Source organism: Pirellulales bacterium (assembly GCA_036499395.1).
Lineage (GTDB): Bacteria > Planctomycetota > Planctomycetia > Pirellulales > JACPPG01 > JACPPG01.
In genome coordinates this window covers 1-14,325 of sequence record DASYDW010000080.1, presented here as the reverse complement: position 1 = coordinate 14,325, position 14,325 = coordinate 1, and the positions used below count along the sequence as shown (strand labels likewise).

Annotated in this window: 13 protein-coding genes; 8 read left to right on the top strand and 5 right to left on the bottom strand. The window is 59.1% G+C overall.

What is annotated here, in order from left to right:
• The 4 genes from VGN12_15580 (at position 1) to VGN12_15565 (ending at position 4,494) form a co-directional block, all read left to right on the top strand.
• Positions 1 to 273: a transposase gene (locus tag VGN12_15580; GenBank protein HEY4310871.1), complete on the top strand. Its 273-nt coding sequence runs from the start codon at positions 1 to 3 to the stop codon at positions 271 to 273.
• Between the two features lie 253 nt (positions 274 to 526).
• On the top strand, positions 527 to 1,387 hold the full coding sequence (locus VGN12_15575) for a hypothetical protein (GenBank protein HEY4310870.1): 861 nt from the start codon (positions 527 to 529) through the stop codon (positions 1,385 to 1,387).
• Positions 1,388 to 2,707: 1,320 nt separating this feature from the next.
• Complete coding sequence (locus tag VGN12_15570; GenBank protein HEY4310869.1) at positions 2,708 to 3,214, top strand: RNA polymerase sigma factor; 507 nt, start codon at positions 2,708 to 2,710, stop codon at positions 3,212 to 3,214.
• A gap of 11 nt (positions 3,215 to 3,225) precedes the next feature.
• Positions 3,226 to 4,494 carry a hypothetical protein gene (locus VGN12_15565; protein ID HEY4310868.1) on the top strand — a complete coding sequence of 423 codons (1,269 nt, stop codon included), beginning with the start codon at positions 3,226 to 3,228 and terminating at the stop codon, positions 4,492 to 4,494.
• 38 nt (positions 4,495 to 4,532) lie between these two features.
• On the opposite strand, the gene VGN12_15560 is transcribed toward VGN12_15565, so the two are convergent.
• Complete coding sequence (locus VGN12_15560; protein HEY4310867.1) at positions 4,533 to 4,754, bottom strand: helix-turn-helix transcriptional regulator; 222 nt, start codon at positions 4,752 to 4,754, stop codon at positions 4,533 to 4,535.
• Positions 4,744 to 5,154 carry a DUF2178 domain-containing protein gene (locus VGN12_15555; protein ID HEY4310866.1) on the bottom strand — a complete coding sequence of 137 codons (411 nt, stop codon included), beginning with the start codon at positions 5,152 to 5,154 and terminating at the stop codon, positions 4,744 to 4,746. Before VGN12_15555 ends, VGN12_15560 begins: the two co-directional genes overlap by 11 nt.
• A 239-nt stretch (positions 5,155 to 5,393) precedes the next feature.
• On the opposite strand from VGN12_15555, the gene VGN12_15550 reads away from it, so the two are divergent.
• The gene (locus VGN12_15550; protein ID HEY4310865.1) at positions 5,394 to 8,066 is read left to right on the top strand and encodes a redoxin family protein; all 2,673 of its coding nucleotides are present in this window, start codon (positions 5,394 to 5,396) and stop codon (positions 8,064 to 8,066) included.
• Between the two features lie 153 nt (positions 8,067 to 8,219).
• Positions 8,220 to 9,038 (top strand): Sir2 family NAD-dependent protein deacetylase, encoded by an 819-nt coding sequence (locus VGN12_15545; protein HEY4310864.1) that lies wholly within the window; start codon positions 8,220 to 8,222, stop codon positions 9,036 to 9,038.
• 219 nt (positions 9,039 to 9,257) lie between these two features.
• Here the strand turns inward: VGN12_15545 and VGN12_15540 are convergent, their stop codons facing one another.
• A complete protein-coding gene (locus tag VGN12_15540) occupies positions 9,258 to 11,612 on the bottom strand; it encodes a dockerin type I domain-containing protein (GenBank protein ID HEY4310863.1) in 2,355 nt (784 codons plus the stop codon).
• 544 nt (positions 11,613 to 12,156) lie between these two features.
• On the opposite strand from VGN12_15540, the gene VGN12_15535 reads away from it, so the two are divergent.
• Positions 12,157 to 12,600 carry a hypothetical protein gene (locus tag VGN12_15535; protein HEY4310862.1) on the top strand — a complete coding sequence of 148 codons (444 nt, stop codon included), beginning with the start codon at positions 12,157 to 12,159 and terminating at the stop codon, positions 12,598 to 12,600.
• On the opposite strand, the gene VGN12_15530 is transcribed toward VGN12_15535, so the two are convergent.
• Positions 12,572 to 13,657 (bottom strand): Ldh family oxidoreductase, encoded by a 1,086-nt coding sequence (locus tag VGN12_15530; GenBank protein HEY4310861.1) that lies wholly within the window; start codon positions 13,655 to 13,657, stop codon positions 12,572 to 12,574. The genes VGN12_15535 and VGN12_15530 overlap by 29 nt on opposite strands.
• A gap of 175 nt (positions 13,658 to 13,832) precedes the next feature.
• On the opposite strand from VGN12_15530, the gene VGN12_15525 reads away from it, so the two are divergent.
• Positions 13,833 to 14,033, top strand: a complete 201-nt coding sequence (locus VGN12_15525) for a hypothetical protein (GenBank protein HEY4310860.1) — start codon at positions 13,833 to 13,835, stop codon at positions 14,031 to 14,033.
• A 159-nt stretch (positions 14,034 to 14,192) separates the two neighbouring features.
• On the opposite strand, the gene VGN12_15520 is transcribed toward VGN12_15525, so the two are convergent.
• Positions 14,193 to 14,325, bottom strand: a 133-nt coding sequence (locus VGN12_15520) for an IS5/IS1182 family transposase (GenBank protein ID HEY4310859.1), incomplete at its 5' end; no start/stop codon positions are given.

The following is a 14,325-nucleotide window of genomic DNA, read 5'->3' as shown; positions in this document are numbered from 1 at the left end:
ATCGCCGATCGCGCCTATGACAGTGACAAGCTGAGAAGCAACCTGCTGGCTAAGGGCTGGGACCTGGTCTGCCCTCATCGCCGAGGTCGTACGAAACCGAACACGCAAGACGGCCGAAAACTGCGACGATATCGTCGCCGCGGGAAGATCGAACGCACCATCGCCTGGCTGCACAACTTCCGCAGACTCGTCGTCCGCTACGAATACTACAGCAACGTCTACCAAGCCTTCATCCTCTTAGCCTGCATCACTATCTGTCTACGTAGGTTTTGAAACCGGCTCTAGTCTCATGGCACACGCATTGGCAGTCTGGATGAATGACCTGGATGACGAGCAGTCTCGTCGTGGGCGATTTGTTAGGTTCTTTAATGGACTACCGAAGTCAACGTCGTCGAACGCATGGGAAATCACGGTCGCAACATTCATTGAGTCTCAACATGGGCGAGGAATCCGAACAAGTGCACGCGAAACGGATTTGTGCGAATCACTGTCTCGTGCTATGGCATCGAATGTTGATCCACGCCTAATGTTTTCCGTGAACGCATGGTGGCGTCCGAACGACATCGGAACGACTGGCAGAGCGCTTTCAAGTCGTGATTCAGCGATCTCGTTAAGCTACCTCGGGAAGGATATACGTTTAGTGGACCGGGAAGGGCACGTTGCGGCCGTAGATCCCAAGTGGGATATGGGCGACATCAATATCGATTTCGATCCGGCATTCCTCGAAGAGAAAACAGCCACAGTCGAGTGCGGCGAGCGCCTTGACCGTGCGGACTTAGATCGGATTGACGATTTCGTATTTGCCGCAATACGCGAACTGCAGGCCACCGATGCTATTCTTACGCATTCCTTGGAGACTTGGCGTGGGCCAGTCGTCGCGGCTGAAGTATTTCACCGCGACCCGATTGACTTCCTGCGTGATCTGGCGAGAGAACTATTCCTGCTTGAGGCAAGTCTGGAGAATTGGGAGCAAGTGGCATTGGGCGGTCGCCTCGGAAAGGATATCCCGCGCGTACGGCTGCCTTACCACTCTGACTCGCTTCATCGCCCAGAGACGTTGTTGACCGATAGCCGACTCAAACTCTTAAGCGAAAACTGTGCCAGGGCAACTCGGACGCTTCAAGACTGCCAAGCGGCGGTGATTTCCAGGCGCCAGACAAACAATCCGCATCTTCTCGATCTCGCAGCGACTAGCGGCGCATTAAGGCAGTCGATTGAATCGGCGACCCCGCAACAGGTCTGCGAGGCATTGGCCGAATGTGAGTGGGCGTCGATGACGCAGCTAGGGCACGGGTTTTTCGTCAAGCACGACGGGTGGGACTGGAATTTTCCAACTGTCTACGACTATCTCGCGACTCAGGTGCTCGAGAAGCGCTTTGTATCGTAGGCAGGAGTTGAGTTAGTACGCATTCGCCACGCAGGTCGGAAATGGTGGCGATCACATGGCTGGTTGCAAAAGTACGCGAACGTATTGAGGCGTGACAACGATCGCTTCATCGTCTATCAATACGGGCCGAATTCCGCGGTCAACTATGGCGGTGACTCTACCGAGCAGGCTAGCAAGGTCGTTCACATCGGGCCGGACAGCAGCGGCACTGTCGTCGACTACATCGAGACGCCGAGTAAACTACGTGCTCGAATCGAGAGCGACTTGCAAAACGTAGAAGTATGGTTTTCAAAGTTTGATTCGCCCCAGAAGTGACCTGCCCCCACCAAAGATACCGGTGTTTAAGTTAGAGTGTGGTGCTGTTGTTCTTCGGCCGTGGTCTGGATCTGGAGCGCAGCGGAAGCGGAAGACCACGGCCGAGTCGCCTCCGGTGCGGCGGGCCGATAGCGCATTGACTGACCCGGAATTGATCGCCTCGGCACAATTGATAGGCTGAGCGGACCTTGCCGAATCGACATGGTCCGATGTGCTTGCATGTCTACTAATTCATTCGCACGGGAACCGAAGTGATCGGACTATGGCACCTGCGCGCGTGGAGATGAAGGTATCCGGCATGCGCCGTTCACACTTCGATCGGCGTCGCCGTGGGCGAAGTGGTGATGCGCGACAGTGAAGCCAAGCGCGAGAAAAGATAATTCGCGCGATTGGGTTGCGATCGCCTGGCCACTTGTAGCCGCAGCTTCGCAATTCGCAGCTCTCGGTAGAGCGCCGTCACAGGCAATTAAAGGCAGCCTTGCAACGCATCTTGGCCCTGGAGCGTTTCTCTGTTCGTAAACACATAGCTGCAAATATTGCAGCTGTACGTCCTGTCGGCCCCTACAGGGACCAGAGATAACTGGCCCTCAACAAGGCCGCTTCCCCGTCCGTAGCGCGTCCTCTCGTTTCTGAGAGAGACCGCGCTCGAGCCGCATTCTGGGCATTCATTTCTGTCATTCATCATTGCGATTGCCTCCCATCCGCCGAGGGAAAAAGCCGCGCAGAAACATAGGTTGCCGTTATTGACAGTCAACAACGAGACCCAAGTTCGCTGCCTAAACGGAATTCTCGGCTTCGCGTGATTGACTGGCGTGGCGGTCTCTGCTGACTTGGCGTGTCTGCAAAATGCCGTTTTTCGCACTCAGTTTGGCATCAATCCTTCTCCGTTGGTCCTACTTGGCCGGAATTCTGTTAAAAATCGTCGCGGACCCGTGATAAATCGGGGCACTCGGCGACATATCTAGTGAACTCCGGCGAATACCGCACCAAGACTGAGCAGATTGAATGATCGACTGGGAGGATACGATCCGCTGCGAAGGGCCAGCCTTATGGCGCTCGATCTATCGCCTCGTGCAGAATCGGACCGACGCCGACGAATGCTTGCAAGAAACGTTCGTCGCCGCGGTTAAGTTGTCGCAGCGCCAAGCGGTGCAGAATTGGCCAACACTTTTGAAGCATTTGGCAGTCGCGCGCGCCGTCGATTGCCTTAGAAAGAGGATGCGCCGTGCGCGCATAGAAGATGTCCACGATATCGATGTCGTACCGGCCGTCGGGCGATCGCCTGCCGATCGGGCCGAGAACGCCGAGTTGGCACGCGTCCTCCGCTGGGCTCTCGCGCAAGTACCGGTACGTTCGGCCGAAGCCCTCTGCCTGTACGAGCTTGAAGATTGGACCTACGAAGCCATCGGCGAGCATTTAAGTATTTCGAGCGGTGCGGTCGGAATGCTACTCGCGCGTGCTCGCCGACGATTGCAGAAACTTCTCGCCAAAACTTGGGAGCGTCAAGCCTGACGATCGCACTCATGCAAGCCGAGAACAACACTCCTCACGACGAGTTCGTAAAACAAGCCTTTCGCGCGCTCCGGCAAACCGCGACGGAAGAACCTTCTGAAGAGTCGCTGCTGCGAACGATCGCCGCTACCGGACAAGCCTCGATGCAGCCTCGCTTCACATTTGCAGAAAGGATGTACGCGATGCCGCCTAGTTACAGAGCGTTCGTGGGCGTCGGTGCCATTGCCGCCTCGATTGCGGTGGTCGTTTTCTTGCTACTTCCCGGCACGAAGGCCATTGCCTGGACGCAGGTCGTCGATCAGATCCGTGCGGCGCGGCGCATCTCGTTTCGCGTCGATCAACGCTGGGCAAATCCACAGCGCCCCGGCATCACCACGCGGGTATGGAGCGAAGAACCGGACAAATCGCGGGTCGAATCGACGATCGGCGATCGTAAGACCGTCTCGATTCTGAACGGCCAGAAAACGCTGTCGCTCGACAGCACCCAACGTGTGGCCTTATTTGGTGAGATTCCCCCGGGTCGCGCCACCAGCACACTCCAAGCGGTCGACGAGCTTCGGTCGCTCATCGAAAAGGATGGCAAACCGATCGGCGAAGAAGTCCTCAGTGGTGTTCGGACCAAACTGTTCGAGGCTGAATTCAAAGACCGCAAAGTCAAATTATGGGCGAATGCTAAAACCGGCGCGCTGATCCGCATCGAGTATCCGCTGACGGAAATCCCGCCCCCTGATGGACCGGGCCAAAAGACTTTGTCCGATTTCAACGTCGACGCTCCGATCAACGAGGCGTTGTTTCGATTAGACGTGCCTGAAGGCTACGAAGTCGCCACGGTTGAATCGCTGCATGGGACGCCGCCCGTTCGCATGATCGCCATCTTACGAGCCTACGCAAAAGCGACAGGGGGCGAATTTCCGCAGCGATTCGACGACCAAGGCGCCAGTGTCCGTTCAAAACTTGATTTGCCAAAAGAGCGCAGCGCCATGACCTTGGACCAGAAGGAGTTGGCCGCGCACCTCGATAGCATCGTGGCGCAACTCGCTGCCGTGGGCGCAGCTGAACGATTGCAATACTACCCCGGCGGCAAGTTTGGCGAGAAGGACCGCGTCATCTGCTGGTGCCTAGATCCAGCCATCACCGGCACGTTTCAGCCGCTAGTACCTAACCCCAACGCGAGCGCCGCGCCCGCGCCACAGAAAGATCCACCAAAGTACTCGGTCATCTATGGCGACCTGCACGTCGATCATGTTCCCAAAGACCAGCTCCCGGCAGTCCCGAACTAGAGCATGTCTTGCGCCACGCATGCTCGTCTCTCGTCCGGCTATTCGTCGAGTTGGAACACTTCCTCGGTCGTCTTTTTGAACGTCCGCGCAATTCGTAGAGCCAGCGGTAGCGAGGGCGTGTAGGCGCCTCCTTCCAAGGCGACGATCGTTTGTCGCGTGACACCGACTCGGTCCGCCAATTCTTGCTGGGTCATCCCTGCCCCGGCTGTTCGCAGTTTGCGAATGCAATTGCTCAGGGTAGGTTCCTTCTTACGCGGCATGCCGCGGCCTCCGGTACAGCAGCACCGAGACCAGGCCGTGCGTGCCGTAGACAATGACAAACTGGCTCCAGATGAGCCAATTCAGCAGCACCGTGGAAATCGCACGGTCGCTCTTTACGCTAGCCCAAGTTACGCTTACCGCCAGAACCGTCACGAGCGTCATCCATGAGAGCCCGATGCTGATGTCTTTCGCCTTTTTGGCGATTTCGCGATCTCGTTCGTCGACGATGACCTGTCGGCCGCGCTTCCTCAAAAACAGCCCGGCCACAACGATCAGTCCCAGTAGCGCAAAACCGGCGGTAGCTGCCGCACCGAGCCACGGCGTGAGCGCGGCAACGACGAACACCGTGACCGCCGAGATAATCAATTCCGTCCACGCTACCTTTTCCATCGCGTTCATAACCATCCTCCAATCGATGAGGAAATGCCTTTGCTGCAGCGAATGCGTGTATGATAAACTTGACACGGCTAATGTCAAGTCTATTTGACATTCAATAATCACTCGGCATCAAGCGGCAATGAACGAAGTTCTCCCGGCAGTCCTGACGCCCCGGCTCCCCCAATGTTTGCCAATCGCCCGCGCGAAACATTAACCTAGGGACGTGTAATCGCCGCGATTTTCATTCGCGAGGACGGACCATGACGCGCGTGTTAACAATGGCAACGGGCTTAATGTTGCTTCTAGCGGCGTGCGGTTCGGCGGCCGATCTTTCGAAAATCGAACGCACCATCGACAAGCTGCCGGCCTTTGAAACTGCGGCGCAAGGGTACTGCCTGCTCGTCTTCGGCCCCGAAGCGCACAAGCACGTGTGGCTCGTTCACGATGGTCCGGTGCTGTACGTCGATCGCAACGGCAACGGCGATCTCACCGAGCCCGAAGATCGCGTCGCGGCCGATAAGATCGAAGGCGCGACCGAAGGAGAGTATTCCTTCAAAGCAGGCGACATTGCGGACGGATCGCGCTTGCACAAGGACCTGAACGTCAGTTGGTACACACTCAACCATTTGCGCAACTCGCTCCCTGAATTGCGAGAGGCGCTCGTGCGCAATCCCAAGTTTCGTGCTTGCTCGGTCGACATCGACATCGAACTACCTGATCTGCGCGGCGATGGGCTCGGCGGTCGCGTGTCGGAAGGCGCCAGCGCCTGGGACTGCCATGGACTGCTTGAATTCGCGGCGCGCCCGGCTGACGCGCCGATCATTCATTTCGAAGGAACCTGGGAAATCACATCGTTCAATCGTCTTGATCCTTGGCACATCGGACGCACCGAAGAATTGGTACTCGTCGTTGGCACGCCCGGCGTCGGTCCCGGCACGACCGCCAACGTCTGCTACGACAAAGTTATTCCCGACAATCTCAACCCGCAGTTGCGCGTTACTTTCCCACCCGCCTCGTCCGGTCAGGAGCCCGTAGTTACATCGTACGATCTGACCGAGCGCTGCTGCGGTGTGAATCTCTATGGCAAAATCGCCGTGCCCGACGAGATTGGCACAGGCACGGCCACGGTCGAAATCTCGTTGGAAAGTTGGCCCGGCGCGATCGTGGCGTCCACCACACACCGATTCGAGATCGTTCCGCGCAAACCCGGCCCGAAACGAGAACCTGTCTCCCAACGTCTGGTCCGCAGCCTCGAGCATCAAGACCGCCACGCGACGATCAGCGGCGTTAAGTTTTCGCCAGATGGCAAGCGCGTGATGGCTGGAAGTTACAAGGGAGGCATCATCCACGTGTGGGATGTGGCGGGCGGCAATCGTCTCGCCACGCTCGACGCCGGCGAAGGGGGCCGAGCCACGGACGAATACTTCATTCCGTCGGCGGATTGGAAGACGCTCTACGCGTGGCAGGAAACTCGCCGCGACGTCAGCCGCTTCGAGCGTGATGGCCAGATGGTCATCCACGCCGACTACAGCAGCCTGGTCCGTGGCTGGGATCTGGCGACTGGCAACTTGCTGCGCACCTATCAATGCTCGCCGTCGCACGGTATTCGCAGCATGGACCTGAGCCCGAATGGCAGATACTTTTTGACCCTCGACGAAACGCCCGGCGAATACGCCGACGGATGGCCCCGCGCGCTAACGTTATGGGATACCGCTACCGGCAAATACCGGCAGGTCGAACGCGGGAATGCGATCCCCGGTCCGTTCACTTCCGACAGCCGCCTGGTTGCCGTGGGCGTGCCGACCGCGAAAAACGAGAGCGACGATGCGTCGATCAAAATCTTCACCATGCCCGACTGGCAGGAGGTGTCCCACATCACGGCGGATGACCACAGGACGAGGCTCAGCGCACGCACGTTCGCAAGTGACGACCGGATCCTGGTCGGCGAGGTACAAAAGGTCGACGAATCGAACAATTGGGAAAACTCTCACGAGTCGCTCATGTTCTGGGACGCGAAATCGGGCCAGGAAGTTTTCTCGCTGCCGGGCAAACGGCCGGGCGAGACGTTCGGCTGGATTGCGAAATCGGCTGATGGCCAGATTATCGTCGCCGACGCGTATCGACGTTTTGATGACAACGACGAGCGCATCGTGATTGTCGACATTCCGTCGAAACAATCGAAATCCCTCGATATGCCGACGAATACCTACATCGGCCGACCCGTGTTCCATCCCAGTGGTCGATGGTTCGTCGTTCCCACGCAAGCGAAAGTCCCAGACGACGAAGACGGGGAGCTGCCACCCGAAGAATGTCCGCAACCGCAACTACTTCTCGTAAGCGTTGCGGAAGGCAAGATTCTCGAAACGCTCGTCGCGCCGCCAGCGAATGTACCTTCCGCGGCCTTCAATCCCGAGGGCACGCTCATGGCCACGAGCGGTTACGGCGAAGTCCTGCTGTGGGATTTTGGCGCGCCCCCAGGGGCTTCGCTGGCTGGCACGAAGCAGCAAGACATGCTCAATCAACTCGTCGCCGTCGAGGGGCCACTCGTCGGCGGCGGAACGCTCGACTGGCGCGACTTCAAAGATCATGTAGTGCTCGTTGATTTCTGGGCCACATCATGCCTGCCTTGCGTCGCCGACCTTCCGAAGCTCAGGGTGCTCGAAGCGAAATATCGCGATCGCGGTTTGAAGGTGATCGGTGTCAGCCTCGACAATGACCTGACGCAGCTTGCGCAATTCGTCAAGGATCAGCGCATCCCGTGGCCGACGATCTGCAAGCCCGCGAGTGCGCCCGATGCACGGCATCCAATGGCTGCTAAATTCGGGGTAGATGCGGCACCAACTTTCATCCTGATCGATCGCCACGGTCGGGTCGCGCGCATCGGCTCGCAATTGTCGGAATTCGACGATCTCGAAGCATTGCTAGCGAAATAGCTTTCTCATTCCATGTAGCCTGCAGCGCAGGCCGTTAGAATTGAGGCCGGCGGCAATCTGCGGCGACGCATGGCGTATGGCATTGTGAACCTGCGGTCGTTTCTGCCTGTCAACTTGGTCGGTATGCGCTTTCAGCCGACGGGTCCTACTCCGATGAGCGACGAATTAGAGCACAACGGTTTGTTCCGGCGAATGGCCCGCACGTTGCGCGATGCGCGGCGTCTGGTCGTATTTACAGGCGCCGGCGTGTCGGCCGAAAGCGGTATCGGTACGTTTCGCGACGAGGATGGTCTTTGGTCGCGGTTCCCGCCCGAGGTCTTTGCGAACTGGGAAGGGCTGCTGAGCGTGGCCATCGAAGAGCCAAGTCGTGCGGCCGAGTTTTTCTTGGCACTCTTGGAACCGATGGTGCAAGCCCAGCCTAATGCCGCGCATCGGGCGATCGCCGCGCTGGAAGGTCACTTGGATGTGACCGTCATCACACAGAATATCGACGGACTTCACGAATTGGCCGGCAGCAGTCGCGTCCATACGATTCACGGCACGTTGTACGAGACGATGTATTTGGACGGTCGCCCACGCGGCCCATCATCACGGGCCGAGATTGCCAATGTCGTACAAGCGTTGCGTCCGCTGTGTGCCCCATCGGCAACCTTTGACCAACTACAAGAAGCTGTCGCACCACTGATGGGCATGGACGCCGATGGTCCCTACCGCCCCAAGATCGTGATGTTCGGCGATCTGCTGTCCGAACCAGATTGGTCGCGGGCCCAACAGGCCGCCAGCGAATGCGACTTTCTACTCGCGGTCGGCACGTCAGGCATCGTCTACCCGGCGGCCACATTGCCACACCTCGCGCGCCGCAACGGTGCAACCGTGGCCGCGATCGATCCGCAACCGGTCGAAGGCTACATCTGGCTCGAAGGAAATGCCGCCACGCTATTACCATCGCTGGTGGCCGAAGCGTTTAAATAGCGACGCGGATTCGCGGAAGGCAACATGACTTGCAACACTTCCAACGAACCACGGAATGACGACGCGGGCTTGGGGCACATGCGTGATACGATGTGGCTCGACTAAAGGAACCAGTGCCTCTCGGTATTCCGCCACCAGGGCTGCCGCCAGCCGTGTTAGTCGGGCGACATGCTGCGCGACAAGTGAATTATTTTTGCCGCAATGGCGAATCCGGCACGCCTAGCGACGCATACGCCGGCGATTGCTGAGGCCGATCGTCATCGCCGCGAGAAGGGCCAGCGTCACGGTCGATGGTTCAGGCACGGCGACCGTACTGTCGGTCACGGGGGTGCCAGCGCTTAGCCAGTTCGACGACACTAGCGCCAGGTCTTGGGCATTGATGACCGAGTCGTTGTTGGCGTCCCCCGTCTGGCCCGTGCCTTTGTGCAGCCAATTGCTCGAGATCAATGCCAGGTCCTGACCGTTGACGATGCCATCGCCATTGACGTCTCCTGTTATCGTCACGCTGATCGTACCCTGACTATACAAGTGCGACATATTCCACGCTTCGCCGGTAGGAAGCGCTGGCAGGATGAATTGCGAGAATGTCCCCGCCTCGCTTCCCCAAGTGAAAAGGTGAAAGCTCTCTCCCACCTGCGGCGTAAAACTTTGCAAAACGATGCGCAGAGTGCCGTCCAGGCTCAGTTGACCTGCGACGTCAAGTTTGTCATAGCCGGCGCCGGGTGTACCGCCCGCCAGGCTCATAGTCGTAACGTTCGTGTGTTGCAAAACGACATTGCCGCCGAAAGTCATCTCTACCGGACCGCCCGGTGATAATCCTCCGGCGAACGTGGCCGTGCCGGTGCCCGTTATGCCCTGGGCTCCGGAGTACGCGCCTTGAAACGTAGTGCCGGAGCCTGGATCAATCGTAAAGGTGCCGTCGTTGATGACGCCGCCGAAGAACGTATGGCTTTGCTGCCCCGAGACTTCGATCAAACCATTGCCGAGATTGCTGACAACCCCCATCACGCTTGACTGTCCGGTGAATTGAATGCTACCGCTATTCGACAGACCAGTCGTGGTGCTAAGTGTTCCCGATCCTTGAATCAATGCACTCGGACCATTGCCGTACAGTCCTTGTACGTCCAGTTCGCCACCGTTGAGGGTGGTGGTGCCGAGATTAAACGAGTTGTTCAGGACGACAAAGTCGGCGTTGGCTCCGACAACGACCACGCCGCTATTGGTCAGGGCCGCCGCCGAAACCGTGGCCCCTTGCTCGACCTTGAACTGCGAGTTTGCATCCGAGACCGAGACGGTGCCACCCAGAGTGGTCGTCAAAGGTTGCCCCACGAAATCGGCAACGCCACCACCGCCGACCGTGATCGAATTCGCCGTCAGAGTGCCACCTGTCATGAGGAAAGTGGCATTGCTTGTGCTACCGTCGACAACGAGGCTGCCGGTCACCAGCGTTCCGCCGGAGAGCGTAAGCGCGCCAGAGTTATTCACCGTCGTGGTCTGGCCAACGATCAACCCCTTGGTACTGTCGAGCGTCAAGCTCGCGCCCAACAGTTGTCCAGTGCCAACAGCAACGCTGGTCGGCCCGACGCTAGCGTTTGTGAAATTATTCGTGCCCGACGACCAAGAGGCAGGGTCGAAAAGGCGCATGGCCACGGTCCCGGTCGCAGTTGTGCCCGCCGTATAGACCATGCCCGTCGGAGCGACCGAGACCGACACCGGTTGAAGCACTTGTCCATTAAAGGTCGTGGCAATGGTATTCAGATACGTCCCCGCAGTGGAGAAGACCTTGATTCCCGGCCCCTGGTCGGTGACATAAACCAGTCCAGAGCCACCTACGCTGACTCCTAACGGTTGGTTCAGATGGCCCGGTCCGGAAGCATCGCCGATCGAGGACTCATAGGTGCCTGACGCGGTGAACACCTCGACGCGATTTCCCGAGAGGTCGGTGGCATAAAGATTGGTGCCCGCGCCATCGAGTGTGATCGCACCGATGCCGCTCGCGCCGAATTGTCCTGGTCCCGTGCCGGCCGAACCAAAGGAGCCTAGCAGCGGATACGAGGTGCCGTCAAAGGTCGTACTGTAGTCCTGGATCTGGGTTCTCGCTGCAACGAACAAAGATCCGTTGGAACTCGCCGAGACTCCCGTGGCGAGAATCTGAACACCCGGAGCGGGGAGTCGATTCTCCAATACGCCGTTGGGACTATAAACTCCCACGGTTTGCGCCAACTGCGACGTGACGTAATAGGTGCCGTCCGGACCAATCGCAGAAAACAGCGGCTTCCCAATCGTGTTGGTGAGTGTCCGCAAGTATGTCCCGTCCGCAGCAAAGGCCTTGATTATCCCATCATTGGCGGCGAACCCACCGTCGATCAAGAATTCACCGTCCGGCCCCACGTTTCCCACGATCAGCGGCGTGGGAATGTAGCCCGGGCTGTTCGGTGGTCCCCCGGCGATTTGATTCAAATAGGTGACCTGGGCGCGGGCCGTGTTTTGCGAGGCGGCGACCAGCAAAAGGGCAATGACGATCGCGGTGGGCAAATCTCTGGTCGCGCGCGCACTTCGCATACTCGAATTCATCTCGACTCCTCCTCTGTGAAGCAGGACGTAGATGCTTGCCCGTTCGCTTACCAATGTCGATCGAACATCGGGACAGGTTTTGGCAACTCGGGTGGATTTGTCGAGTCGCGTCCGATACTCGAATCGTTTCGTCACAAGGCCCGGCGCCGCGCGGCAGGCCGTCGCCATACTCGCTAAAGCCAGGGCAGACGTAAACCTCGGGCTGTGGCGATTCTAGTTGCCACGTCCGAGTCTCACAAGAATGGCAAGTGTGTTTATGGGAGGTGCTATTGGTCCACGCCGGGCAGGTGGCCTGACTCGATAACCGCCGCGGCCAAGGCGCCTTGCCAGAAGGCTAAGAGTGCGTTGTGCAACGCATTTCCTGCTCTCTGGATAAAGAGGAATATGATGTGGCATCTCGGGATCGATCTCCATCGACGCACGATGGTGTTGGCAGCGGTTCACGATTGACGCTGCCGCCCGCGCTTCCTCCACCGCATTGCAACCACCGCCATTTGTCGACCCCCGGATCGGCGCGGAGTTGGCCAGAGCGTATCCTTAGAAAATGTCCGACGTCACTAATATTGTCGCCTACGAGTTCTTTCCGCTCACCGATCTGCAGGCGTTGCGAGAGCGTTTGCGGGCCCAGTGCAAACTCTGGAAATTGCGCGGCACGATTCTGCTCAGTCCCGAGGGGATCAATCTGTTCGTAGCCGGCGCTCGTGCGGAAATCGATCTGCTGCTACAAGAGCTGAAAGCGATTCCGGGGCTGGAAGGGCTGCAGCCGAAAATCAGCGTCAGCCAACACCAGCCCTTCAATCGCATGCTGGTGCGCATCAAGCGCGAGATCATCGCCTTTGGCGTTCCCGGCATCGCGCCAGACTTGCGAACGTCGCCGAAAGTCACTCCGAACGAGCTCAAGAATTGGCACGGCGAAAGTGCAGGTCCTGCGACACTCCCATTTGCAGCCGTCCGCTGCGCTACCCTCGTAACGGCAATTCGAACTTAATGCCGACGAGGGACGCGGCTTCCTGTAAACTGGCCACGACGTCCGGCGGCAGCGAGATTCCCTCACGTTCGGCGCGAGCGAATCGTTCCCATTCCATCTCGCCCGGGACGTATAGCCGATCGCAGCCGTCAGCGCGGGGGGCGGCGTGAATCTCGTCGACGAGCGCTTCGACGCGCCGCACAAGCTCGCCGGGCGCCGTCATCGCGGCGGCGTCGATCGCCACGAATGCGGCGCCGTGATGGGTTGGGCCTTGACCATCGTCCCACATCCAACTGCCGATACGCCAGGTCGCTTCGGCGCCGCTAAGCAACCCGGCGAGGGTCTCGATAAGCAGCGCAATACCATATCCTTTGTGTCCCGCGGCAGGCTGCAGGGCGCCGGTCTCCGGATAACAACTGGGATCGGTGGTCGGCCGGCCATCGGGGCCGATCAGCCAGGTGCTGGGAATTGGTTCTCCACGAGTTCGCGCGGCGTAAACCTTGCCGCCAGCCACGGTCGCCACGGACATGTCGAGCAGGATTGCCCGGTAACGACCGGCCGGGACGGCATACGAGATGGGATTGCTGCCAACGATGGCGCCGCGCGAGCCGGGCGCCGCAACGGACGGCGTGTCGTTGGCCATGCTCAGCCCGATCATCCCTTCGCGCGCGGCCAGCCACGCGTAATACCCGGCGGCGCCGTAATGACAACTGTTTCGCACGCCAGCGTATGCAATGCCGCACTGGCGCGCCTTCTCGATCGCCGTCTGCATGGCATACACCGAGGTCACCATGCCCAGCGAGGAATCGCCGTCGACGATAGCCCAGGCCGGCCCCTGGGCGACCACGCTCGGGCGGCCGGTGCTCCGCAATCCTCCGGCGAGCAACCGCCGCACGTAGCCGCGTAAACACTTTGTGCCGTGGGTAAAAACGCCCCACGCGTCGGTCGTGACTAATACCTCAGCACCGGTCGCCGCGTCCGTGGCGTTCATGCCAGCGCGAGTGAAAGCATCAATGCAGAACTTCCGCAATTCACTGATCGAGACGGTACGAGACGCTGGCGTAGATTGTGTTGACACACGCTGTCCTTGGCATAGGGAACGACGTCGAGGAAGCACGGCCGGCCGAATGACCACCCGCCGCCATACTGTGCGACCGTGAGCCGGCATTGCGACCGTCGAGAGCCGGCGGTGGCCAAAAGCCACCGCCGCCACGCGGTCTCGAGCATTATGCCGATCCTGCGATGAACGCTCAATGAGTCCGAAGCAGAGCGCCACTTACGGCGTGCCCGTCGTCGACGGACAGTATCAGATCTCCCTCGTACAGTTCTCGGTCACAGCGCTACGGGCCGCCGCGGCGGCGCTCGTTCGCACGCGATCCGGAAGCCTGCTGTGGCCCATCATCTACCACGGAACGTGGGATGGAACGATCTTCCTGGTGACAATGCTGCGGTAAGGCCGAGTTCTTGGCGATTTGCCGAAGCCGGTACCCTGCGGAATCTGCGCCCCGTTTGCGAACAGCTTGTTCGACTCCGATCATCCGACTTCGTTCAGACCGCAAGTGCCGCCTGCAGGCGCGTCGGTCGATGCGACCGAGGCAAATGTGGTTAAAAGCCTATCCGAGAACCTTGGCGGCTCTCAAGGCGACGATAGCGAATTGAAAATGGAGCAGGCCCAGATAATTCGCGGCTTTCTTTTCCCAGCGGATCAACAAGCGCCGTGCGCGGTTGAGCCAGGAGTGCGTGCGT

What these genes read in the sequence shown, in the direction of transcription:
- VGN12_15575 (HEY4310870.1), top strand. Translation starts at nt 527, where the DNA reads ATGTTTTCCGTGAACGCATGGTGGCGTCCGAACGACATCGGAACGACT.
- VGN12_15570 (HEY4310869.1), top strand. Translation starts at nt 2,708, where the DNA reads ATGATCGACTGGGAGGATACGATCCGCTGCGAAGGGCCAGCCTTATGG.
- VGN12_15565 (HEY4310868.1), top strand. Translation starts at nt 3,226, where the DNA reads ATGCAAGCCGAGAACAACACTCCTCACGACGAGTTCGTAAAACAAGCC.
- VGN12_15560 (HEY4310867.1), bottom strand. Translation starts at nt 4,754, where the DNA reads ATGCCGCGTAAGAAGGAACCTACCCTGAGCAATTGCATTCGCAAACTG.
- VGN12_15555 (HEY4310866.1), bottom strand. Translation starts at nt 5,154, where the DNA reads ATGAACGCGATGGAAAAGGTAGCGTGGACGGAATTGATTATCTCGGCG.
- VGN12_15550 (HEY4310865.1), top strand. Translation starts at nt 5,394, where the DNA reads ATGACGCGCGTGTTAACAATGGCAACGGGCTTAATGTTGCTTCTAGCG.
- VGN12_15545 (HEY4310864.1), top strand. Translation starts at nt 8,220, where the DNA reads ATGAGCGACGAATTAGAGCACAACGGTTTGTTCCGGCGAATGGCCCGC.
- VGN12_15540 (HEY4310863.1), bottom strand. Translation starts at nt 11,612, where the DNA reads ATGAATTCGAGTATGCGAAGTGCGCGCGCGACCAGAGATTTGCCCACC.
- VGN12_15535 (HEY4310862.1), top strand. Translation starts at nt 12,157, where the DNA reads ATGTCCGACGTCACTAATATTGTCGCCTACGAGTTCTTTCCGCTCACC.
- VGN12_15525 (HEY4310860.1), top strand. Translation starts at nt 13,833, where the DNA reads ATGAGTCCGAAGCAGAGCGCCACTTACGGCGTGCCCGTCGTCGACGGA.